The following is a 20959-nucleotide window of genomic DNA, read 5'->3' as shown; positions in this document are numbered from 1 at the left end:
TGAAACGGTTCACACAGAGATCGCATAGCCTCCGTGCGGTCAGCTGTGCACTGATTCTCAGTGGCTACTATCGTAGCGAACTATTTTCTAACTTCATTTCATCCCGGGTTAGACAGTATTTTGTAGATTAAAACAGCCAATAGATACCTGTAAATTACAGCCATTGCCACTATTTTCATCTATCTTAAATAAGTAAGTTTTATAGTATATGTAGTCGAATATAGTGTCGCCACACAACTGATAGGAGGAGTGACACGAATGCCAGAATACCTCTCACCAGGCGTATACGTCGAAGAAGTCGACAGCGGCACCAAATCCGTCGAAGGTGTCAGCACCAGCACTGCTGGCTTTCTTGGAGAAACGGAGCGCGGCCCTGTCGAACCGACACTCGTAACGAGTGTTTCCGAATTCGAACGAACGTTCGGCTCGAGTCCACGATCATCTGATCTCGATGCGGCTGTCGACGGGTTCTTCAAAAACGGCGGGAGTCGCTGCTACGTCGGCCGCGTCGCAGCCGCCGAGCCGACGGACGTCGCGACGACGACGCTCGTCGACGAGGACCGAAACGACGTCATCGCCGTCGAAGCGATCGGGCCGGGCGCATGGGGAAGTTCCATCGCCGCGATCGTCGACGACGGCGAGAACGAGTATTTCACACTGACGCTGCGATACTGGTCGTGTGAGCTCGAGGCGGTCAGCAAACCCGCATCTGATCAGCCCGATCCCGCACCCGACATCGAAGAAGTCTACGAGGACATGTCGGCAGATCCCGAATCCAGCCAGTTCTACGAGAAACAGATCCCGGGATCCGTACTCGTCAACCTCGAACAGCAAGGCGACGGTCGACCCGCCGAAGGGCTCTCTTGGCTCTCTCGAGAGGTCCCGGAGGAGTACACCGACGGTGGGCTAATCGAGGTCGACGATGAGTCGGAGACTGCTGCTTACATCCCCCCAGATCTCGAGGACCGAGACTACACCGCGCTCCAGGGGATCGCCAAACCGTTCGACATCGATGCATCCCAGTCACAGGAGGAGCTGCAGGCGGAGCTCGAGGAGGTCCGTGCCGGTGAAATGGAGGTTGATGTCAACGTTGTCTCTGATCTCTCGGCAATGCCCGAGACCGAGGCGGTGTCGCTGAGTGACTACGAAGGAATCGACAAGCCCGGGATGCGAACCGGTCTTGCGGCGTTCAGGGAGCTCGACGATGTCTCACTCATGTGTGTCCCTGACGAAAACGAGATCGAGGGGCTGACTGAGGCGCTCGTCGCTCACTGTGAGAACATGGGTGAGCGGTTCGCAATCTTGCAGGCACCGCAGAACGCGGGTGCGATCTCGGAGATGGAGACACCCGTGGATTCCTCGTATGCGGCCTACTACTATCCATGGGTCGAGGCGACGGATCCGCTGACCAATCAAAAGCGACTCGTCCCGCCTGGTGGCCACATCGCTGGGATCTTCGCGCGAAGCGACGTCGAACACGGCGTCCACAAGGCTCCCGCAAACGAAGTCGTCAGGGGTATCCTCGGCACACAACACACGATCACCAAGGGCGAACAGGACGTTCTGAATCCGAAGGGAGTCAACTGCATTCGGAGCTTTCAGGGTCGCGGGATCCGCCTCTGGGGTGCGCGGACGACCGCCAGCGATCCGTCCTGGAAGTACGTGAACGTGCGGCGACTGTTCCTCTACATCGAGCAGTCGATCGACGAAGGGACCCAGTGGGCGGTCTTCGAACCCAACGACGAGGATCTATGGGCCCGCGTCCGTCAGTCCGCGGAGAACTTCCTGACAACAGTCTGGCGAGACGGCGGCCTACAGGGAAGCACTGCCGACGAGGCATTCTACGTCAAATGCGGCGAGGAGACGATGACGCAGGACGACATCGACAACGGACGACTCATCGTCGAAATCGGCATCGCACCCGTCAAACCAGCAGAGTTCGTCGTCTTCAGAATTAGTCAGGACACCGGCGACATGTAGCGCCGCATCCACTTTATCTGCTACCGACACAACCAACACCAGATCGACATCAGCATGACAGATTCACACGGTCCACTTCGACAAACCGAATTCAAGGTCGAGCTCGACGGCGTCGGCGTCCCCGGCTTCGTCGAGGTCGAACTACCAGCGATGCGAACCGAACAGGTCGAATACCGCGAAGGGAACGACCCATCACACAACCGGAAGCTCTGGGGGGATACCCAGTACGACGACCTCATTCTCGTTCGCGGTGCGAACAAGAAAAACGAGGAACTCTACAAGTGGCGGAAAGCCGTCGATCAGGGAAAGATGGACGACGGCGGTCGCAAGAACATCGCCGTGATCATCATGAACGAAGTCGGCGACTCGGTGCTTCGGTTCGAGTTCACGAATGCGTGGATCAAGGAGTACCGACCGCCGACGCTCAACTCCCACGGCGGGGGCGGACAGGGTAATCTCGCGACAGAGTCTTACGTCGTTACCTTCGACGAAATGGAGCGCAAGAACGTATGACACGGCCAGCAACCCAGTTTCCGGATGCAGGTACCGTTTCGCCTGCCCGATTTGAGTCGGACTGGCACGTCGACGACGAGGGTGTGGTACACACCGGTCGGTCAGCACCGTTCGCCGAGCGCGTCGTCGTCACCGCTGAACGGAACAGTGATCGACCATGACCGGCAGCACGCTTCAGACCGAGTTCGAATTTACCCTTCCACAGGGGTACGTCGACGACGAGGGAACGCTCCACAAGGAGGGCCGGATGCGCCTCGCGACGGCGGCCGACGAGATCGAGCCGCTGCAGACCCCTCGAGTCCAGTCGAACTCCTCGTACCTGACGCTTGTCTTGCTGTCGCGGGTCGTAACCGAACTCGGCGACCTCGAGACGATCGACGTCAGCGTCATCGAGGATCTGTTCGTCTCGGACCTCGAGTACCTGCAGGCACTCTACGAGCGAATCAACAACCAGGGGGTAAACGCCGTCGAGACGGCCTGCCCTGAGTGTGGCGAGCGATTCGAGATCGACGCCGAAAGCGGTGCTCACCTCACGTCAGATGGAGTGAGCAGTCCCATGAATCAGGCTAGCATGGATGCCGGCGCGACCGGCGTCGGCGATGATCTCGGTGGGATCGGTTCGATCGGCTCCGGGCTCGAGGCCACCGAGATGCACGCGGCCAGTGCCGAGTCGAACGACAGTGAGGAATCGGCGTCGGGAAACCCAGTAGAGTAATCCGGTTGTACGAGCCGGACCGCCTCTACGAGGAGGTCGCGTTCGTGGCCTACCATTTCGGGTGGAGCCACGAGGCGGTGTTGAACATGCCACACTGGGAACGCCAGCGCTGGTGTACGGAGATCAGCGAGATTAACGACCGAATGAACGAGACACCATCCGAGCGAGGGCGGAACCACCGGCGCAGTGTCGGTCGGGGTCGCGGACGCGGACGCGACGATGCCAGCGGTGGGATCGTCCTGCGGAATCCACCGGACTCCGACTGACCACGAACCACGGTATCTGGGGATCAGATACCACCGTGCAGTACTGAGACGATGGCTACAGACACGAACCAAACCGATCCCTACGCACAGTACAACTTCGAGGTCGAGGTCGACGGCAAGCCGGTCGCCGGCTTCGCCGAGGTCGCCGGGATAACGATGGAACTGGAAACCGTCCCGTACCGAGAGGGCGGCGTCAACGATCACGTCCACCAGTTACCCGGCCAGTTCGCACACGCAAACCTCGTCCTCCAGCGCGGGCTGACGAAAAACACGACCTTCTGGGAGTGGATCCAGACGGTTATGAGCGGGACGCTCACTAGGAAAAACGTCATCGTCACGGTAAAAGATGGCTTTCGTGGCGACAGTCAATGGGGGTGGGAGTTCGCCGGCGCCTATCCGACGAAGTGGTCGGGACCGGACCTCGTGAGTACCAAACGAGGAATGGCGATCGAGTCGATCGAGTTGGCTTACGAGCGTTTCTCGACGCTGTCAGGAATGCCGGACTGAGGGTGACGGCTGGGTAGCCGTCTCCCGCAGCCAGTCAGAACTCCTCGGTCGGCGGCGCGATTCCCTCGTCTTCGTCACTTTCGAGGTCGAACCCCTCGCGAACCTCTCGAATCCGATCCCGGATGTCGGCCGCCAGTTCGAACTCGAGGTTGTTCGCCGCCTCCTGCATCTGGGTCTCGAGTTCGTCGATGTAGCGTGCGGCGTCGTCTTCGTCGTCGAGTTCGCGACCGGAAACCTCGCTGGTGTCGGTCTTCGATCCGGGGAGATTGGTCTCGCCGATTTCCTTGTCGATCGTGGTTGGCTCGAGGCCGTGGTCTTCGTTGTACTCCTGTTGAATCTGCCGGCGGCGCTGGGTCTCCTCGATCGCGGACTCCATGGCCGACGAGGGTTCGTCGGCGTAGAGGACGACCTCACCGTTGACGTTGCGGGCGGCCCGGCCCATCGTCTGGACGAGCGTCGTTTCCGAGCGCAAGAACCCTTCCTGATCGGCGTCTAAGATCGCCACCAGCGAGACCTCGGGGATGTCCAGACCCTCCCGCAGGAGGTTGATCCCCACGAGCACGTCGATCTCCCCCAGTCGGAGCGAGCGGATGATCTCGTGGCGCTCTAAGGTGTCGGTCTCGTCGTGCATGTAGGCGACGTCGACGCCTGCTTCCTCGAGATACTCGGTCAGGTCCTCGGCCATCCGTTTGGTCAGCGTCGTCACGAGGGTGCGTTCGTCGCGGTCGATACGCTCGTCGATGCGGTCCATGAGATCGTCGACCTGGCCGGTCGCGTCCGCGACCTCGATCTGTGGGTCGACGAGGTGGGTGGGGCGAACGATCTGTTCGACGATCTGGTCGCTGTGTTCGGTTTCGTAGTCGCCCGGTGTCGCCGAGACGTACAGCGTCTGATCCGTTTTCGCCTCGAACTCCTCGAAGGTCAGCGGGCGATTGTCGTAGGCCGTCGGCAGCCGAAAGCCGTTCTCGACCAGCGAGTCCTTGCGGGACTTGTCGCCGGCGTACTGCCCGCGGATCTGCGGGAGTGTAACGTGGGATTCGTCGACAACGGTCAAGAAGTCGTCAGGAAAGTAGTCCAGCAAGGTGTAGGGCGCGTCGCCGGAGTCGCGATCCGAGAGATAGACCGAGTAGTTCTCGATTCCCGAACAGTAGCCGGTCTCGGCCATCATCTCGAGGTCGAAGGTCGTCCGCTCCTCGATGCGCTGGGCGGCGATCATATCGCCCTGGCGCTCGAAATACGAGATACGCGAATCCAGGTCGTCGCGGATCTCGTCCATCGCACGCTCGAGTTTCGTCTCCGGAATCGAGTAGTGCTCTGCGGGGTGGATCAGGACGGCTTGCTGGTCGCCTTTGGTCTCGCCTTCGAGTGGGTCGACCTTGACCATACGATCGATCTCGTCGCCCCAGAGTTCGACGCGGACGGCATAGCGGCCGTACATCGGGTAGATCTCGATGGTGTCGCCCCGCACGCGAAAGGTCCCCTGTGTGAAGTCGACGTCGTTGCGTTCGTAATTGAGGTCGACCAGTTGGGCCAACAGCTCGTCGCGACCGGTCTGTTCGCCGACCTCGAGGCGCAGGGACATGTCGACGTAGTTGCGCGGATCACCGAGGCCGTAGATCGCCGACACGGAGGCGACGACGATGACGTCCTCGCGAGTGAGCAGCGACCGGGTCGCGGAGTGTCGGAGACGGTCGATCTCGTCGTTGATCGAGGCGTCCTTGTCGATGTAGGTGTCTGTCTGCTCGACGTAGGCCTCGGGCTGGTAGTAGTCGTAGTAGGAGACAAAGTACTCGACGGCGTTCTCGGGGAACAGATTGCGGAACTCCTCGTAGAGTTGGGCCGCTAGCGTCTTGTTGTGGGCGATGACCAGCGTCGGTTTCTGGATCTCCTCGATTACCCACGAGACGGTGTTGGTCTTCCCGGAGCCGGTCACCCCAAGCAGGGTCTGTTTGTCCATCCCAGACTGAAAACCCTCAGCCAGCTCCTCGATCGCCTCGGGCTGGTCGCCCGCAGGCTCGAAGGGGGCGTCGACTGCGAACGGTCGGTCGACGTCAGGACGGTCCGGCTGCAGCGGGCCTTGCGCGTCGCTCATTGTCGGGATCAGGGCCTCCAGACACTTGACCCGCTCGCATACACCGGCAGCCGGAAGGGGAACAACGAATCGCCCCTGCCCGGCAGTCTCACCACATCGGTCGACCTGTCGGTCGTCTACTTGTCGTCGTCGGTCGTCGGCCCGTCGACCGTCACCTCGACGGTGAACTCGCGATCCATTACGCCCTGTGGCGGCTCGAGGTAGCCGATCGCGTAGCCGGTGTAGGCCATCCCCCGCTCGAGCGTGACGTCGAACGAGGCGACGGTCGTCTCCGGATCGCCGGTCGGTCGGACCGAGAGGGTGTACGATCCGGCGGGAACCGGGACGTAGTCGGTCGCGTCGGTGAACGCGACGTTTTCGAAGACCAGTTCGTCGTCGGCGTAGACGTCGACCGCCGGCGCGTCGGGTGTGGCGTGAACGAGTCGGGCGAGCGCTGAGCCTGCGTCCACGAGCACCGCCGGCTCGAATGTCTCGGCCTCGAGTTCGCCGATCGCGGCGACGGTGTAGTACGCGGCGCCGAAGGTCACGTCGCCCTCGAAGGCGACCGTGTTCGGATCGCCGGCAGCCGTGATCGTTACCGTGTAGGTGCCCGGTTTGAGCTCTAGGTACGGCGAGACGTCACCGTAGGCGACGTCTGCGAGTACCTGCTCGCCGTCGACGTAGACATCGACGTTCGGCGCGTCCGGAGAGAAGTGTGCGACCCGGACAGCCGCACCTGCCATGTCTTTCGACGTCTCGACCGAGTCCGCATCACTCGAGCGCTTGTCGTGTTCGTATTCGCCGCCGGCCAAAACGGTGCCACTCGCTGCAGTCAACCCACCTGCGACGCCCATCGTTTTCAGGGCCGTGCGTCGTGATACTGGCATGATGCGAGTAACGGCGAGGGCGCTGACGGAAAAAATCGCCCAGTCAGTAACATAAGTAGTTTCGACGTTTCTCGTGTCGCCGCTCGTGTATGTCGATCCTGCTACCTGAATGCCACCCATACACCAACGCGTAGGGGCTGCCAATACGAGTAGGGATCGCGAACACCGCAGCTTCGAGCCGGATACACCGGCACGTGGCCACTGCCCGCCCAACCGTTATAGAGCCGCCCGCGGTGAACCCGACCATGACAGAGCACCTCCAGCAAGCCCGCGACGACCTCGAGGAAGCGGCGACATCAGCAGACAGCGATGATGTTCGCGAAAAGATCCGCGAAACGACGGACGCGTTCGCTGACTACGTACTGGGGGATACCACACCAGATCACGCGCTCCTCGACGAGCGACTCAACACACTCCGGCAGGTCCGCAAGCAGGCTGACGGTGACACCGAGACGAAGGTCGACTCGGCGATCGAAGCGGTCGAGGAGTATCGCGAATCAATCTATCAGGACTGAAAGAGTATCGGCGGACACGTATCATGGGCCGATCGAACGCGAGCCACCAAGAGAGACGAGGACGGCTTGGCGTGGCGACGTCACTCGAGGCGCTCTAACACCGCTGCTTTCTCGTAGGACAGCGACAGCGACCGAGAGCGACCCCGCCCGTCGACGTCGGTGTAGTCGGCGTCGATCAGCCCGAGCTGGTCGAGTTTGTTGACGATCTCGGAGTAGCGCGTATAGCCCAGCTCGGTTCGCTCGTGGAAGGCTTCGTAGACGTCGCCGGCCTGTTCGCCGTCGTGGGTGGCGATCACCTCGAGCAGCGCCCGTTCGGTGTCGCTCAGTCCTGACAGCGATCGCGAGAGGTTGATGTACTTGGACTTCTCGTAGGCGTTTTCGACGTCTTGGCGCTCGACGGTGCGGCTGGCTCGCATCTCAGCGTTGAGCCCCGCCCGGCGCAAGAGGTCGATCCCAACCCGAAGATCACCGCTCTCGGCGGTGAGGTCGGCGACGTACTCGAGGGTGTCCCGTGAGATGACCCCGTCGTGGAAGCCGCGTGTGACGCGTTCGGCGAGGATGTCGACGATTTCGGGCTGGTCGTAGACCGGGAAGTAGACGTCTTCGGGGCGGAAGACGCTCTGGACCCGGGAGTCGAGTTCGTCGATGACGTCCAAGGCGGGGTCGGACGAGACGACGATGACGCCGATTTTCGCACCGGGGTACTCCTCGTGAGCCCGCAGCAGCGAGTAGAGGGTGTCGCTGGCCTCGTTCTCGTAGAAGAGGTAGTTGACGTCGTCGAGTGCGACGATGAGGACCCTGTCTTCCTCGACGAGCTTCTCGGCGATCTGGCCGAACAGCTTCTTGAACGAGATACCAGACGACGGCGGCTCGTAGTCGAACGTCCCCTCGAACAGCCGCGAAAACACCGAGTACCGCGTCGCGTTGACCTGACAGTTGACGCGGATCGTCCGGACGTCGCTCGTCTGCGTCCCGATCTCGTCGAACAACTTCTGGACCGCCGTCGTCTTCCCCGTTCCCGGAGGGCCCCGCACCACGACGTTCAGCGGTCGCGACCCCCGAACCGCCGGGCGCAGCGCGTACGTCAGGCTCTGGGTCTGGCCCTCGCGGTGCTTGAACGTCTCGGGGACGTAGTCGATCTCGAAGACGTGCTCGTTTTTGAACACGGATTCGTCCCACGACAACATTCCCCCGTCGGGGTCGTCTGCCATCACTTTCACCCTGCTTCCGCAGCATCTTAACCCTTCGGTGGGTCCATACACCGGACGAATATCATGTTGCCTGTTACTTTTTGACATAGTCACAAGACTTAATGTTCATTATACACATATGTGTGACAGAAATGGAACCACCGACACCCCCAGACGCGATCCCGGACTTCCTGCTCGAACAGTTCGACGGTCTTTCTCCGGCGACCTTGCGGGGCACCGGTGAGTACGCGCGGAAAGAAACGTATGTCGCGCCCGACGAGATGCCCGATAGCATCAAAGAAGCGTTCGCGCTCCAGGACGACGAAACACGCGCGGCGATCGGCGACTACGTCGACGAACTCGCCGCGTTCTTAGCGGAGCACGATGCCGATTCACTCCAGGAGATTACCGGCGACTCGAGCGACGACGAAGAGTCGTGGGGCCACCAGCAAATCCTTCAGTGGCACGAGTAGCGACGCGTAGACGTTCGATTGCCATGGTCTCGTATCGATCGCCTACTCGAATTTTTCCAGGAGTTCCCCGTAGAACGCGCTATCGTGTTCGCCCGCCAGTTTCTCCACGATCAGCTCTGGCGTCGACCGCGCCAAGTGATCTTTGACCGGCGAGCGGTTCACCTCGAGTTCGCCATTCACGAGTCCAACCGCCTCGATCCCGTCGACAGTCACGTCGAAGGCGGCCATCTCGCGGATCTCGCCCGCGAGGTGGGAGACGAACACCGCGGTCGCGCCGTTCTCGGACAGCGCCTCGAGAATGCCGGCGATGATCTTCGCCGACGCCCCGGGCTCGGTGATGCTCTCGAGTTCGTCGACTAACACGAGCGAGCCCTCGCCGCCTTGCGCGAGGTCGGCGAACTCCCGGACGGTCGACTCGAAGGCCCCCGCGTCCAGCGTTCCCTGAGTCTTCGCATGGTAGTGCAGATCGTCGAACCGCCGCAACCGCACCTGCTCGGCTGGGACGGGCAGACCCATGTGGGCCAGCACGACTACGCTCGCGACCAGATCCAGCGTGGAGGTCTTCCCGCCACTGTTGACTCCCGAGAGCAAGGCAACGCCCGAGACCGCGTAGTCGACGGGATCGATCCGCTCGAGCGGTTCGTCGAGCAGTGGGGAGCGCCCACCCTCGATGTCGAAGCCGACAGCGTCGGTCGGGTCGACGAACGCGGGCAGCACGCAGTCGAAGTCATCGGCGAAGCGGGCGATCGCGAGTTCGACATCTAGCTCGAGCGCGTCGCGGACGAGTTGGCGGGCACCCTCGCGCTGGTCGGCCAGGTCGGCCGCGAGTTCGCGTTTGAGTCGTCCCGCACGGCGCTCCTTGGCCGCAGTCAACTCCTCGCGCAGCCGACCGACGGTGTCCTCGTCGCGTTCGACCGGGAACGTCGGCTCGTCGCCGAACGCACGGCGGGCGATCTCGGCCTCGCCGGCCTCGAGGTCGAGCGCGTCGACGAGGTGCTCGCGAGCCGCCGCGACGGCGTCGGCGTACTCGTCCGCGAGTTCCCGCGAGAGCAAGGAATCGACGCCGGCCCCGCGCTCGACCAGCGACAGGAGGTCTGACCCCTCGATCGTGACGTCCTGTTCGCGGATCGCCTCCCGGAGCCGGTCGTTGGCGACGCTTTCTGCCGCGCTCGCCGCCGCGTCCAGATCGTCGACCGCCGTCGTCAGCCGGTCGAGTTCGTCGTCGCCCGCAACCGTGCCGTCGTCGGTCAGCCGCGAGAGCCCGCCCTCGAGCGCCGCGAGATCGCAGGGGGCCTCGAGATCGGCGGCTCGATGGACTGCGATAGCCGCTTGGAGCCGATCGCGATTGCGCGCGAAGAAGGCGAGCGGGCGCTCGGGGACGACCTCGGCCGGGTTCTCGAGGGCGTCGGGTCGGACCTGCACGTCCCCGTCGAGTGCGACGCCGGCAAAGGATTCGTCGAGGGCGATCACCGTCGCGTAGCCGCGGGCAAGTTCCGCCAGCCCCTGTGTGTCCTCGACGACCTCGACGGAGAGTTCCGGGATCGCCTCGCGGGCCTCGCTGTAGCATTCGGCGTCGGTCGTCGCCAGACAGCGCTCGCGGACGCGCACGTCGCCCGGCTCCCGGAGGGGTTCGACCCCCGCGAGCGCCTCGAGGACATCGGGGGTAGGCTCACGTTCGAGGGCCTCGCGGGCGAACGCCTGCACCTCGTCGATGCGCGAGCGTCGCGGGCTGGGATAGAGCGTCTCGAGGCGCTGGGCGGCGTAGTCGGTGACGGTGCGGCTTTTGAGCAGGCCGAGGACCTCCTGATAGATCTCGCGGGCGCGGTCGGTCGCGAGGAACCCACCCGGATCGTCGTGCTCGAGCCGGATCGCCCCTCGTGCGATGCGGGCGGCCCGACCCTGGGTGATTCCCGGCGCGGTCGCAAGCGTCGCCACGTCGCCCGCCCGCAACGCGCGCTCGGGGTCGTCGAGGGCAGCGAGCGCGCGGGCCGTCTTCTCGCCGACGCCCGGAATCGACTCGAGGTCCATCTCTCGAGGTGCGTATCAAACCGGAGCGAGAAAAAGTTCCCGCCCGGATCGGGCGGAATCGACGTGACAAGTTCATATGCTCTATGTCGACACACCACGTAGCACGGGCTGACAGCGGTGTCGAGTATTTATACGGACACGCGACTATCGTCCGGACGTGCAACCGAAACGGCAGCCCGAATGGCCCGATCGGAGACAGTGGCGGCAAACGGACGTACGTCGGGACCGACCGAGCCGAACGCATGGAGTATGAGCGTTCGGACGCGGTCGACGACCGCCTCGAGTGGCTGCGGACCTACGGCTACGGGCTCTGTATGGGAACGGCAGACGCGCTCCCGGGCGTCTCCGGCGGGACCGTCGCGCTGTTGCTTGGCTTCTATGGTCGACTGATCGCCGCGGTCACCGCGTTTACACCCTGGCGGGCGGCCGCCGTGCTCCGGGGCTACCATCCCGACCAGCGGACGAAGGCGCGTGAAGCGCTGCTCGAGCTGGATCTGGGATTCTTGCTCCCGCTCGGTGTCGGCATCATCACCGCGGTCGTCATCGTCGCCGACGCCGTCTCCAATCTCGCTCAGTCCCATCCAGTCGCAATGTTCGGCTTCTTTACCGGCCTGATCGCTGCCTCGGTGATCACGCTCGGTCGAAGTCTGTCGATTTCGTCGCCGACACACGTCGCGGCCGCCGTGACGGGGACCGGGCTCGCGTTGCTGGTCGCCGCCGACATCGTCTCGCTGCCCGGAAGCGGCCCGATGGTGATCGTCCTCGCGGGTGCGATCGCGGTCAGCGCGATGATCCTCCCGGGGATCTCAGGGTCGCTGATTCTAATCTTACTCGGCCAGTACGTCTTCCTCTCGTCGGAACTGAGCGCGTTCGTCCACGCACTGGGCGACCTCCCCGGTGGTGGTTCGCTTGCGGCCGTCACCGATCCGGGAACGACCGTGGTACTGTTCGTCATCGGCGGTGTCACCGGCCTCGTCACCATCGCGCGCATCGTCCGCATCGCCCTCGACCGGCGTCGCGAACTCACGCTCGTCTTCCTCGTGAGCCTCATCGCCGGCTCGGTGCCCGCCCCCCTGACCAACATCGCCGCGACGCACGCGTGGACGACGGGAACGATAACGCTAACCGCCGCATGGGCGGGCGTCGGTGTGATCGCTCTGTTCGGCCTCGAGTACCTCGTCGGCGGCTTCGATCCGGAGTAACGCCGCTCAGTCGCCGAAATCGGCGTCCTCGAAGTGGTCGTTCGCGAGGTCGTCGATCAACTCCTCGACCGAGTCCTGTTTGTCATCGTCTATATCGTCGATCGCGCCAATGCCGTGGCCGCCGCTTTTGGCCGTCTGCAAGGCGTTCTTGTTGAGGTCGCTGTCGGGCTCGACCACCGAAAGTTTGAGGTCGGTGAAGTTCTCCGGCAGGAACCCCGACGCCGAGAGAATGAAGTGATCCGCAACCTCGCTCAGATCATCGGTGTCGAAGTCCTCGAGTTGTGGCTCGTCCCATTCCTCGGTCGTCGTCCCCGAAACATCGGGTTCATGCATCGAGTAGTCGGTCACGGCAGCGGCTACGCGGCGGTAGACAATCGGCATCCGGCTTGCGTGTTCAGCCACCTCGAGCCTGCTTCACGGACGACGGTGAACGACGCTCAGTTGCCGCCAGCGTACTCGTACTCTCGTTCGGGATCCTCGACGCCCTCGGTTCGGGAGCCGACCCAGGCACCCAGCGAGAGGCCGTAGACGAGGTGGCCGGCGTGGAAGAGTGCGAGTTCATCGGCCTCGAGGCGGATGTCGAGCAGCCCTTGCAACACGACCTGTACGCCGAAGGCAGACAGGGCCAGGCCGTAGATCGACCCCCAGACGAGGCCGCGCTGTTCGGGCTCGATGGATCGACCCGCGTCGTACAGGGAGAACAGCACGCCGAAGACCGCGCCCGAACTGATCCCGTAGAGCAGGTGCAAGGCGAGGGCGGCAACCGAGTGGTCGTCTGGATCGCCGCCGGCGACGTACTGCGACCAGAAGTTCGCCGACGGGGGCAGTGATCGCAAGAGCGGCAGGCGAAAAGCGGTCATAATGAGCGTCGCGACGAACCCGCCTTGAATCCCGCGGACGACGGCGTCGGCGACGTGTTCCTCACGCGGACGGTTATCTGCGGCTTCGGTATGTCCCTCGGTCTCGGCGATCGATCGGAGGCGATCTACTACAATCATAGTCGTCTCGGTACCAGCCCTATGCCGGACGACGCCTTAACCGCCGGGCGCGCTGCTGACTGCACCCCGCTCGCGATGCGTCGCTGGAGCGAGCGGGCTCGGACCGCCCGGCGTCGTGACAACGTCCTTTTGGCCGCGCGGCCCGAACGACGGTCCATGACATCGGTCGAGGCGAAACGCGAGGCCGTCCGCGACGACCTCGCGGCCCGCGAGGGGGTCCTCGTGGCCTTCTCCGGCGGGGTCGACTCGAGCGTGGTGGCCGCACTCGCCCACGACGCGCTCGGCGACGACGCCGTCGCCTGCACCGCGAAAAGCGAAACCCTCCCCGAGGCCGAACTCGAGGACGCCAGACGCGTCGCCGACGAGATCGGCATCCGCCACGAGATCGTCTCCTTCTCGGAACTCGAGAGCGAGGCGTTCGTCGAAAACGACGACGATCGCTGCTATCACTGTCGGACGATGCGCCTCGGCGAGATGCAAGCGACGGCCCGTGAACTCGGGATCGGAACGGTCTGTGACGGGACCAACGCCGACGATCCGGGTGCGGGCCACCGACCCGGCCTGCAGGCGGTCGACGAACTCGACGTGCACTCGCCGCTGCTGGCCCACGACATCACGAAAGCGGAGGTCCGCGAGATCGCCGCCCACTACGGCCTCTCGGTCGCCGACAAGCCCTCGATGGCCTGTCTCTCATCGCGCATCCCGACCGGGCTCGAAGTCACCGACGATCGACTCACGCGGATCGAGTGGGCCGAGGCCCTGTTACGACAGTGGGGCTTCGACCAGTTCCGCGTCCGCGACCACGACGGCCTCGCACGGATCGAGGTCGCGCCCGAGGAACTCGAGCGTGCACTGACCCGCGAGTTCGCGGAGACGGTTCGTGAGGAACTCTCACAGTTGGGATTCGACCACGTCACGCTCGATCTCCACGGCTACCGGACTGGCAGCGTCAGCCCCGCGGGCGACGAGGAGGCTACGGCGGAGTCGACGAGCGACGACTGACACCGCACCCATCGGCCCGGCGACCACCGGGCGCCCCTCGAGGACGGGATCGGAGATTCGCCGATCGTCCGTCTCGAAGGGGTTTGGATAGACGCATGGTCAAAATATAACCACATTTCGGGGCATGAACTCGCAGATAGTGAACATAGAGTCGTTGTGTTCGGGAATATTGCACGTTGCGATACGGACGTAGCTTTTGGACCAGTAGGAGTGATCGATGGACGCTGACGTGCCGCTCGAGTGGACCACCGAAGACTCTCGGACCTACACCCCGACGCATACCGACCGGGAGATGGAGTATCGGACGTATCGCCACGAATCAGGAGATCTCCGCCTCAAAGTCGCGCCGGCTTCACTCGACGGTGAGGACCACCCCGGCTACGCGTTGACCGCAACGAGCTACCCGGGGTTGGATCTCTCTGAAACGATGCGAGTGCGACGCGTCCTGACGTTCAGACGCTGTGATCGGATCGCACAGCAGTTCATGGATCTGTTCTCGGCCAGGTACGACGGTCCCGGCTCGCTCGAGGACGCACTCGAGTACGCCTACGAGCGCACCCGCGAACACCGGTAGTTACTCGATGGACAGATCGCCGCCGGTGCCGCCGTCGCCGCCATCCTCGTCCCACTCGAGTTCGAACTCGATGGACAGTTCACCGGGCGCGTTGGTGGGCCCTTCACGTTCGGCTTTGACCTCGAAGGTCGGCCGCGCCGGCGGCTCGAGCGTGACGGAGTCGGAACCAGCCGAGAGCGTGATCGCCTCGCCGGCATCCAGGTTGTCCGCGACGCGACGGAGTAACGACGCGATTTCGCTTCTGTTCATGTCGGTTTCGGATTTGAACAGCACTTCTTCTGGCATACATCCCAGTACGTTCCGACAGTTGATAAATACACGCTCGAAAACGGCAGCGGTCAGGGTCCGTCGAGACGGCTCTCGCGGTCCGGTTGGGGCGGCTCGAGGCGAACCGCACACTGTTTGAAGTTCGGCTCCTTCGACCGTGGATCGACGGCGGCTGTCGTGAGGGCGTTGACGCTCGGATGGTGGATCGGCAGCCAGACGACGCCATCGGGGATCGCCGCGTCTGGTTCGACGCGGACGGTGACCGCAGCACGCCGGGAACCGAGGCGTGCCAGCCGCCCGTCGTCAGCGTGGTCGTCAGTGGACTGCTCGAGGCCGTCCGCGAACGCGGCTGCCGTCGCCGGGCTGAGCCGCGCCGTCGGTGGCCCCACCTCGTCGCGGGACCGCACCCCAGTGTTGTACGCGTCCGGCTGGCGTGCGGTCGTCAGCGTCAACGGGTAGGCATCGTCAGGTGGGTCGGGCAGCGGTCGCGCCTCGCCACTCGAGAACTGCACGCGACCGGACGATATGGGGAACGTCCACGACTCGCCCGCCGCTCCACTGGTGTAATATCGATACCCAGCCGAGCCATCCGCCGCAGGTGCCGGCCAGCGAACCGCGCGCTCGGCCGCGAGGCGCTCGTAACTAATTCCCGAACAGTCGGCCGGCGTGTCGGCAGTTAGCGCCGCGAACTCCTCGAAGACCGCGGCGGGCTCGAGTGCGCTGTCGAACAGGTCAGGAACGAGGCGAGCAGCGAGGGAGCCGATGATCTCGAGGTCCGTTCGGGCCACCCCCGGCGGTTCCGTCGCGGCCCGCACCCGGGAGACGGTCCGGTCCATCGACATCGTCGTCCCCTCGGTCTCGCCCCACGTCGCCGCAGGCAGGACGACATCGGCGTATGCGACCGTCTCGCTGCGGAAGGCGTCCTGAACAACGAGGAACGCGTCCGCAAGCTGCTCGCGGACGCGCGTCGTGTCGGGCATGCCCGCGACGGGGTTAGTTGCGACCGCGTAGACTGCGTCGATCTCGTCGTCGATCGCGTCGACGAGTCCGACCGGCCCCGGTCCCGGATCGTCGGGCAGCCGAGAAACCGAGACGTCCCACGCCTCGGCAACCGTCCTGCGGTGATCGGGATCGCCGAACGGGCGGTGGCCGGGCCAGGTCCCCTTCGCTGAACAGACGCGGGTTCCCATCGAGTTTGCCTGGCCAGTCAGTGAGAACGGTCCCGAACCCGGTCGGAGGTTGCCGGTTGCGAGACACAGATCGATCAGCGCACCCGCGGTCGCGGTCCCGTTGACACTCTGGTTGATTCCCATTCCCCAGTACAGAAGCGCCGGAACAGCGAGCGCGTCGGCTAACTTGTCGACATCGGTCATCGAGACGCCCGCCCGTTCGGCGGCTGTAGCCGCGTCGGGGAGGTCCGCGCGGAGCGTGTCGAACCCGGTCGTCGCCTGGGACACGAAGCCCTCGTCAACCCGGTCGGTCTCGAGGACGCGAGCGAGGACAGCCCGCGCGAGTGCGAGATCGCTGCCGGGCTTGAGCGGGACGTGGTAGTCGGCAGCTGCGGCGGTTTCGCTGTGAACGGGATCGACAACGATGAGTCGGGAGTCGTCTTCGGCTGCAGACTGACGAATCCAGCGAAACAGGACTGGGTGCGCGACCGCCGGGTTCGCACCCCAGACGATGTGGCGCTTGGCCACGGGAATGTCATCGTAGGTCGGCGGCGGTGCGTCGCTGCCAAAGGCGTCGTAGTAGGCAGTCACTGCCGAGGCCATACAGAGCGTCGTGTTGGCGTCGTAGTACCGCGTGCCGAAGCCACCGCGGGCGAGTTTCCCCAGCGCGTAGGCAGCCTCGGTCGTCTGCTGGCCGCTGCCCAGTACGGCGACGGCGTCGCTGCTCCGGGCGAGCGCGGTTTCGAGTCCGTTGGCCGCGCGCTCGAGTGCGGACTCCCAGGTCGTCGCGACGAGTTCACCGTCCTCACGAACGAGCGGGCGGGTCAGCCGCTCGCCGTCCGGATCGGCGGTCTCTCGGATGCCACGACGGCATGCCGATCCTCGGCTGACCGGGTGAGCGGGATCGCCGCTGACGGCCTCGAGGCCGTCCCCCTGGTCGGCTGGCTGCTGGCGGAGTCCACAGCCGACTGCACACCGCATACACGTCGACGGGACGTGGTCAGTCACGGCACCCACCTCCGCCGATCGAAGAAACACAGGTCAGTGATACGGTCGGCCAACAGTCCGTGCGGGCTCGATCGTGTCTCGCGTTCGATCGATGGATGAGCCGTGTTGGTCGACAGTATGCGGAGACGGTCTGGTGCCGACACGCGAGGAGAGAACACGACATCGATTGGCTATCGTCCGACCCACTTCAGGATGAACAGCGTTCCCTCGAACAGCAGGATCATGGTGACGGCCACGAGAATCGGGGCCATCCCCGTCGGATCGAGCGTGAACATAAAGGACAGCCCCGCGAACGCCGCCCAGAAGTACAGGCGCTTCTGAGCCAGCCAGCGACGGGTCGTCACGCCCATCATGATCGCGAGCATGATAAAGAGCGGAATCTGGAAGACGATGGCGAGAAAGCCCATCAGCGTGATGACCAGATTGAACGTCTCGCCGAGTGCGTAGGCAACGATCGCACTGTCCTCGGCGTAGTAGGTGAAGTACTGAAAGAGGATCGGTAACACGAGGACGTACGAAAACAGCATGCCAACCGCCCCGAGCACGACGCTCGTCGGCACGGCCGCGAGATAATATTTGCGCTCGTTTGGATACAGCCCCGGTCGCATGAACAGGTAACACTCGTAGACGAACGCCGGCAGCGCGACCATGATCCCGAGCAGCGACGCGACCTTGATCCGGGTCAGCCACAGCTCGAGGGGCTGGTAGACGTGTGGTGGCGGCGCATTGCTGCCGGATGGGAAGACAGAGAACCAGACGAACTCGATGGCCTGTGAGGCCCACAACAGGCCGATCGCCGTCCCACCGGCGCCGAACAGCAATACGACTGCCAGCCGAAGCACCATCTCCTCGATGTGATCGGCCAGGGGCATCTCCTCGTCGCCCGGCGGCGTCGAGACCCCACCGATGTCATCGTCAGAGTCTGGATACGTCGGCTCGGGAGACGGGTGATCGCCGACGACGCCTTCGCCGTCGGTCTCTACGTTCGGTGAGTCCGCGGCAGCGGCGTCCGCGATCGGTGGCTGCTGCTCGTCGGAGCCGTTCTGTGGCTCTGGGAGACCCTCGAGGTCGCGGTCATCCACCGACTCGTCCGACATCTACGGGATAGTGATAGGCCACCGGTTATAGGCCTTTTTCTTACGGTGACCGGACGAGAGTGAGAAGGTCGTTCGCTCGGGCGTCGCCCCCGCATATCCACTCGAAAGGTTGATAACTGGATGTCAGTTACCCCAACCCAATGAGTTCTGCCCTCGACGAGGATACCGCCCGCGCCATCAACACCGGCCGGGAAACGGTCGGCACACTCCTCTCGAGCGCCCAGCAACACCTCCAGAAGGTGTTCATCGTGTTTCTCGTGGGCTTTATCGGCTCCTTCTATGCCCTTCGCATGGTCATCTGGGACTTCCTCGAGGCGACCGCGACAAAGCAGATGGGCCAGACGGTCGCCGACTCGACCGACATCATCACGCGGACGCCGTTCGAGGTGATCCTCTTACAGGCCAAGATCGGGATGATTACGGGGATCATCGTCGCGATTCCCGCATTGCTCTTTTTCTCCCGAGATGCGATTCGCCGGCGTGGCTACCACAGCGTCGTGCCGATTTCGAAAGGGTACGTCGCCGGCTTCGTCGGGCTGTCGCTGTCGCTGTTCGTCGGCGGGATCGTCTACGCCTACAGCGTCTTCTTCCCCTTCGCGTTCGCGTTCCTCGCAAAGAACGCCGTCAGCGCCGGTATCAAACCGAGCTTCGGCATCACCGAGTTCACCGAGTTCATGGCGCTGTTGACGCTGTCGTTCGGACTCGCCGCCCAGTTGCCGCTCATGATGAGCATTCTGGCTTACACCGAGATCGTTCCCTACGAGACGTTCCGTAACCGGTGGCGACACGCGTTCGTCCTCATCGCCGCCTTCGGGGCCGTGTTCTCGCCGCCGGATCCGTTCACACAGATCATGTGGGCGATGCCGATGATCATCCTCTATATCTTCAGTCTCGGTCTCTCGAAGGTCGTCTCCAACGTTCGCCGACGCGGGGCGGCGAACTCCGAAGGAACGGGGACCGACCACGTCAAGCGACGCCTCCTCCAGTTCGGCGGTGCTCTCGCTGCCATTGCAGTCGTCGTCGCCGCCGCCGTCAACCAGGGCGCATTCGGCTACCTCCACGAGGTGGTCTTCCCCGCCCTCCCCGACCTGATTCGACCGACGGGACCGCTCGGTCTCGAGACGACGGCGAACACACACGGCCTCGCCGGCGACGTCGCGGTCGGGGTGATCATCGCCGCCGCCGTCGGCTTCGTCGTCCTGCTCGGCTACACGATTCGCGTCCTCCAGGGCCCAGTGTATCCGCGTGAAGACGACATTCGGCGTGCCGACACCCACGAGGACATCGACTTCGAGACGCTCGCGGCCGAGGACATCGCTGACATCCCGACGCCAGTCTTCCAGAATATGAGCGAAGACCAGGCGCTCGAGTACTCCCGGGAGGCGATGTACGACGACAACCGGGAGAAAGCCCAGGCCATCCTCGATCGGTTCGATTCGCTCGACGCAGCCGAGGGCGGCGACCCCACGTCTGCAGGCAGTGCCGGCAGCGCCGACGCAGGCAGTGGAGCCAGCGAGTCCGGCGAGGACGAAAGTCTACTTGCGAGTACTGCCGCCGGTATGCTCGATCCCTTTACCGAGGACGAGACGACCGAAGACGACATCGGCGGCTACGGCTACGACATCATGTTCATCCTCAGTAGTCTCTCCTCGAAGATGTTCCACATCGTCGGCCTGTTCATGCTCGTCGCCGGCGGGACCTTTTTCTGGCTCTATTCGGGTGGGCTCCGGGACGTGTTCGCCCTGTTTCTCAGTCGGGTTCCACAGGATGTCCTCAACGAAGTCGCCGTCCGCAACGATGTCGATCCCGAGGGGATGACCCTGCAGGAACTCATCAATCAGATGGACATCGTCATCGCCTTACATCCCGTCGAGGTGCTGATCTTCGAGGTGAAATTCGGGACCCTGCTCGCAGCTGTCGCCGTCCTGCCGCTGATCCTGTACTACGCCTGGCCGGCCGCCAAAGAGCGCGGACTGGTCTACGGCGACCGGCGCACGTTCGTCGTCTGGGGTGGCTCCCTGCTCGTCGGCTTTGCCGTTGGCACCTACCTCGGCTTTTTCTGGATCGCACCGTCGATCATCTCGTATCTGGTCTCCGATGCGATCAGCAACGGGATGGTCATCTCCTATCGGATCAAGAACTTCTTCTGGCTCGTGATCTTCACGACTGTCGGCATCGGCTTCCTGCTGAACATCATCGTCACGATGGCGCTGTTCCACGTGGGCGGCATCGTCAGCTATCGCGCGATGCTCGAGCGCTGGCGACCGATCGTCGTCGGGATCTTCGCTCTCGCCGCCTTCGCCAGTCCGAAGGGCGTACTCACGATGTTTCTGGTTGCCTTCCCGATCGCGCTCACCTACCTGATCGGCCTCGCCATCCTCTACGTGCTGACCGGCGGCGGGCGGCTGTTCGGCGGTGGCGGCGGGCCAACAGTCGACCCCGATGCCGAAGACGCCGAGGTGGCGACCACGGAGTGACGAGTGGACGACGCGACCAA

21 protein-coding genes are annotated in these 20959 nt (G+C 63.6%); 12 read left to right on the top strand and 9 right to left on the bottom strand.

Features of this window, described 5'->3' with window-relative positions; all coding sequences use genetic code 11:
• Window positions 1-258: 258 nt before the first annotated feature.
• Genes ACERI1_RS07285 through ACERI1_RS07260 form a run of 6 tightly spaced genes read left to right on the top strand, consistent with a single transcriptional unit; the run spans window position 259 to window position 3981 of the window.
• Entirely contained in the window at window positions 259-1980 is a 1722-nt protein-coding gene (locus tag ACERI1_RS07285) for a phage tail sheath family protein (protein ID WP_373617419.1), read from the top strand.
• Between the two features lie 54 nt (window positions 1981-2034).
• Entirely contained in the window at window positions 2035-2493 is a 459-nt protein-coding gene (locus ACERI1_RS07280) for a phage tail protein (RefSeq protein ID WP_373617418.1), read from the top strand.
• On the top strand, window positions 2490-2654 hold the full coding sequence (locus tag ACERI1_RS07275; protein ID WP_373617417.1) for a hypothetical protein: 165 nt from the start codon (window positions 2490-2492) through the stop codon (window positions 2652-2654). Before ACERI1_RS07280 ends, ACERI1_RS07275 begins: the two co-directional genes overlap by 4 nt.
• Window positions 2651-3208, top strand: a complete 558-nt coding sequence (locus ACERI1_RS07270; protein ID WP_373617416.1) for a hypothetical protein — start codon at window positions 2651-2653, stop codon at window positions 3206-3208. Before ACERI1_RS07275 ends, ACERI1_RS07270 begins: the two co-directional genes overlap by 4 nt.
• A 5-nt stretch (window positions 3209-3213) precedes the next feature.
• On the top strand, window positions 3214-3474 hold the full coding sequence (locus ACERI1_RS07265; protein ID WP_373617415.1) for a DUF6760 family protein: 261 nt from the start codon (window positions 3214-3216) through the stop codon (window positions 3472-3474).
• 51 nt (window positions 3475-3525) lie between these two features.
• Window positions 3526-3981: a phage tail protein gene (locus ACERI1_RS07260; protein ID WP_373617414.1), complete on the top strand. Its 456-nt coding sequence runs from the start codon at window positions 3526-3528 to the stop codon at window positions 3979-3981.
• Window positions 3982-4015: 34 nt separating this feature from the next.
• Here the strand turns inward: ACERI1_RS07260 and uvrB are convergent, their stop codons facing one another.
• Together uvrB and ACERI1_RS07250 are read right to left on the bottom strand one after the other, a co-directional pair.
• The gene (gene uvrB, locus ACERI1_RS07255) at window positions 4016-6073 is read right to left on the bottom strand and encodes an excinuclease ABC subunit UvrB (protein WP_373617412.1); all 2058 of its coding nucleotides are present in this window, start codon (window positions 6071-6073) and stop codon (window positions 4016-4018) included.
• A 116-nt stretch (window positions 6074-6189) separates the two neighbouring features.
• Entirely contained in the window at window positions 6190-6906 is a 717-nt protein-coding gene (locus ACERI1_RS07250) for a DUF4397 domain-containing protein (protein ID WP_373617500.1), read from the bottom strand.
• Window positions 6907-7184: 278 nt separating this feature from the next.
• Between ACERI1_RS07250 and ACERI1_RS07245 the strand changes: the two genes are divergently transcribed.
• Window positions 7185-7454 carry a hypothetical protein gene (locus ACERI1_RS07245; protein WP_373617410.1) on the top strand — a complete coding sequence of 90 codons (270 nt, stop codon included), beginning with the start codon at window positions 7185-7187 and terminating at the stop codon, window positions 7452-7454.
• Between the two features lie 80 nt (window positions 7455-7534).
• Here ACERI1_RS07245 and ACERI1_RS07240 read toward each other — a convergent pair whose 3' ends face one another.
• On the bottom strand, window positions 7535-8665 hold the full coding sequence (locus tag ACERI1_RS07240; RefSeq protein WP_373617409.1) for an ORC1-type DNA replication protein: 1131 nt from the start codon (window positions 8663-8665) through the stop codon (window positions 7535-7537).
• Window positions 8666-8796: 131 nt separating this feature from the next.
• Between ACERI1_RS07240 and ACERI1_RS07235 the strand changes: the two genes are divergently transcribed.
• Window positions 8797-9117, top strand: a complete 321-nt coding sequence (locus tag ACERI1_RS07235; protein ID WP_373617408.1) for a hypothetical protein — start codon at window positions 8797-8799, stop codon at window positions 9115-9117.
• Between the two features lie 42 nt (window positions 9118-9159).
• Here ACERI1_RS07235 and ACERI1_RS07230 read toward each other — a convergent pair whose 3' ends face one another.
• On the bottom strand, window positions 9160-11145 hold the full coding sequence (locus ACERI1_RS07230) for a helix-hairpin-helix domain-containing protein (protein WP_373617407.1): 1986 nt from the start codon (window positions 11143-11145) through the stop codon (window positions 9160-9162).
• Between the two features lie 242 nt (window positions 11146-11387).
• Here ACERI1_RS07230 and ACERI1_RS07225 point away from each other — a divergent pair, with 242 nt between their 5' ends.
• A complete protein-coding gene (locus ACERI1_RS07225; protein ID WP_373617405.1) occupies window positions 11388-12347 on the top strand; it encodes a DUF368 domain-containing protein in 960 nt (319 codons plus the stop codon).
• Between the two features lie 6 nt (window positions 12348-12353).
• Here the strand turns inward: ACERI1_RS07225 and ACERI1_RS07220 are convergent, their stop codons facing one another.
• On the bottom strand, window positions 12354-12749 hold the full coding sequence (locus tag ACERI1_RS07220; RefSeq protein WP_373617404.1) for a hypothetical protein: 396 nt from the start codon (window positions 12747-12749) through the stop codon (window positions 12354-12356).
• Window positions 12750-12784: 35 nt separating this feature from the next.
• Window positions 12785-13345 (bottom strand): hypothetical protein, encoded by a 561-nt coding sequence (locus ACERI1_RS07215; protein WP_373617403.1) that lies wholly within the window; start codon window positions 13343-13345, stop codon window positions 12785-12787.
• Window positions 13346-13501: 156 nt separating this feature from the next.
• Between ACERI1_RS07215 and larE the strand changes: the two genes are divergently transcribed.
• Complete coding sequence (gene larE, locus ACERI1_RS07210) at window positions 13502-14347, top strand: ATP-dependent sacrificial sulfur transferase LarE (RefSeq protein ID WP_373617402.1); 846 nt, start codon at window positions 13502-13504, stop codon at window positions 14345-14347.
• Between the two features lie 217 nt (window positions 14348-14564).
• Window positions 14565-14921, top strand: coding sequence for a hypothetical protein (locus tag ACERI1_RS07205; protein ID WP_373617401.1), 357 nt, complete (start codon window positions 14565-14567; stop codon window positions 14919-14921).
• On the opposite strand, the gene ACERI1_RS07200 is transcribed toward ACERI1_RS07205, so the two are convergent.
• The 3 genes from ACERI1_RS07200 to ACERI1_RS07190 form a co-directional block, all read right to left on the bottom strand.
• Entirely contained in the window at window positions 14922-15206 is a 285-nt protein-coding gene (locus tag ACERI1_RS07200) for an amphi-Trp domain-containing protein (protein ID WP_373617400.1), read from the bottom strand. It abuts the gene before it with no gap.
• Window positions 15207-15259: 53 nt separating this feature from the next.
• Complete coding sequence (nasA, locus tag ACERI1_RS07195) at window positions 15260-17365, bottom strand: assimilatory nitrate reductase NasA (RefSeq protein ID WP_373617399.1); 2106 nt, start codon at window positions 17363-17365, stop codon at window positions 15260-15262.
• Window positions 17366-17535: 170 nt separating this feature from the next.
• Complete coding sequence (locus ACERI1_RS07190; protein ID WP_373617398.1) at window positions 17536-18462, bottom strand: twin-arginine translocase subunit TatC; 927 nt, start codon at window positions 18460-18462, stop codon at window positions 17536-17538.
• 140 nt (window positions 18463-18602) lie between these two features.
• Here ACERI1_RS07190 and ACERI1_RS07185 point away from each other — a divergent pair, with 140 nt between their 5' ends.
• The gene (locus ACERI1_RS07185) at window positions 18603-20939 is read left to right on the top strand and encodes a twin-arginine translocase subunit TatC (RefSeq protein WP_373617397.1); all 2337 of its coding nucleotides are present in this window, start codon (window positions 18603-18605) and stop codon (window positions 20937-20939) included.
• Window positions 20940-20959 lie beyond the last annotated feature (20 nt).

The organism is Natrinema sp. HArc-T2 (assembly GCF_041821085.1).
Lineage (GTDB): Archaea > Halobacteriota > Halobacteria > Halobacteriales > Natrialbaceae > Natrinema.
Note: the sequence above shows the minus strand (reverse complement) of the source record. Positions and strands in the feature narration are given on the sequence as shown.

Bases quoted from the DNA above. Each gene is read 5' to 3' on its own strand.
- ACERI1_RS07205 (WP_373617401.1), top strand. From the start codon at position 14,565: ATGGACGCTGACGTGCCGCTCGAGTGGACCACCGAAGACTCTCGGACC.
- ACERI1_RS07250 (WP_373617500.1), bottom strand. From the start codon at position 6,906: ATGGGCGTCGCAGGTGGGTTGACTGCAGCGAGTGGCACCGTTTTGGCC.
- ACERI1_RS07245 (WP_373617410.1), top strand. From the start codon at position 7,185: ATGACAGAGCACCTCCAGCAAGCCCGCGACGACCTCGAGGAAGCGGCG.
- ACERI1_RS07280 (WP_373617418.1), top strand. From the start codon at position 2,035: ATGACAGATTCACACGGTCCACTTCGACAAACCGAATTCAAGGTCGAG.
- ACERI1_RS07260 (WP_373617414.1), top strand. From the start codon at position 3,526: ATGGCTACAGACACGAACCAAACCGATCCCTACGCACAGTACAACTTC.
- ACERI1_RS07230 (WP_373617407.1), bottom strand. From the start codon at position 11,145: ATGGACCTCGAGTCGATTCCGGGCGTCGGCGAGAAGACGGCCCGCGCG.
- ACERI1_RS07275 (WP_373617417.1), top strand. From the start codon at position 2,490: ATGACACGGCCAGCAACCCAGTTTCCGGATGCAGGTACCGTTTCGCCT.
- ACERI1_RS07270 (WP_373617416.1), top strand. From the start codon at position 2,651: ATGACCGGCAGCACGCTTCAGACCGAGTTCGAATTTACCCTTCCACAG.
- ACERI1_RS07285 (WP_373617419.1), top strand. From the start codon at position 259: ATGCCAGAATACCTCTCACCAGGCGTATACGTCGAAGAAGTCGACAGC.
- ACERI1_RS07240 (WP_373617409.1), bottom strand. From the start codon at position 8,665: ATGGCAGACGACCCCGACGGGGGAATGTTGTCGTGGGACGAATCCGTG.
- ACERI1_RS07200 (WP_373617400.1), bottom strand. From the start codon at position 15,206: ATGCCAGAAGAAGTGCTGTTCAAATCCGAAACCGACATGAACAGAAGC.
- ACERI1_RS07235 (WP_373617408.1), top strand. From the start codon at position 8,797: ATGGAACCACCGACACCCCCAGACGCGATCCCGGACTTCCTGCTCGAA.
- ACERI1_RS07190 (WP_373617398.1), bottom strand. From the start codon at position 18,462: ATGTCGGACGAGTCGGTGGATGACCGCGACCTCGAGGGTCTCCCAGAG.
- larE (WP_373617402.1), top strand. From the start codon at position 13,502: ATGACATCGGTCGAGGCGAAACGCGAGGCCGTCCGCGACGACCTCGCG.
- ACERI1_RS07225 (WP_373617405.1), top strand. From the start codon at position 11,388: ATGGAGTATGAGCGTTCGGACGCGGTCGACGACCGCCTCGAGTGGCTG.
- ACERI1_RS07215 (WP_373617403.1), bottom strand. From the start codon at position 13,345: ATGATTGTAGTAGATCGCCTCCGATCGATCGCCGAGACCGAGGGACAT.
- uvrB (WP_373617412.1), bottom strand. From the start codon at position 6,073: ATGAGCGACGCGCAAGGCCCGCTGCAGCCGGACCGTCCTGACGTCGAC.
- ACERI1_RS07185 (WP_373617397.1), top strand. From the start codon at position 18,603: ATGAGTTCTGCCCTCGACGAGGATACCGCCCGCGCCATCAACACCGGC.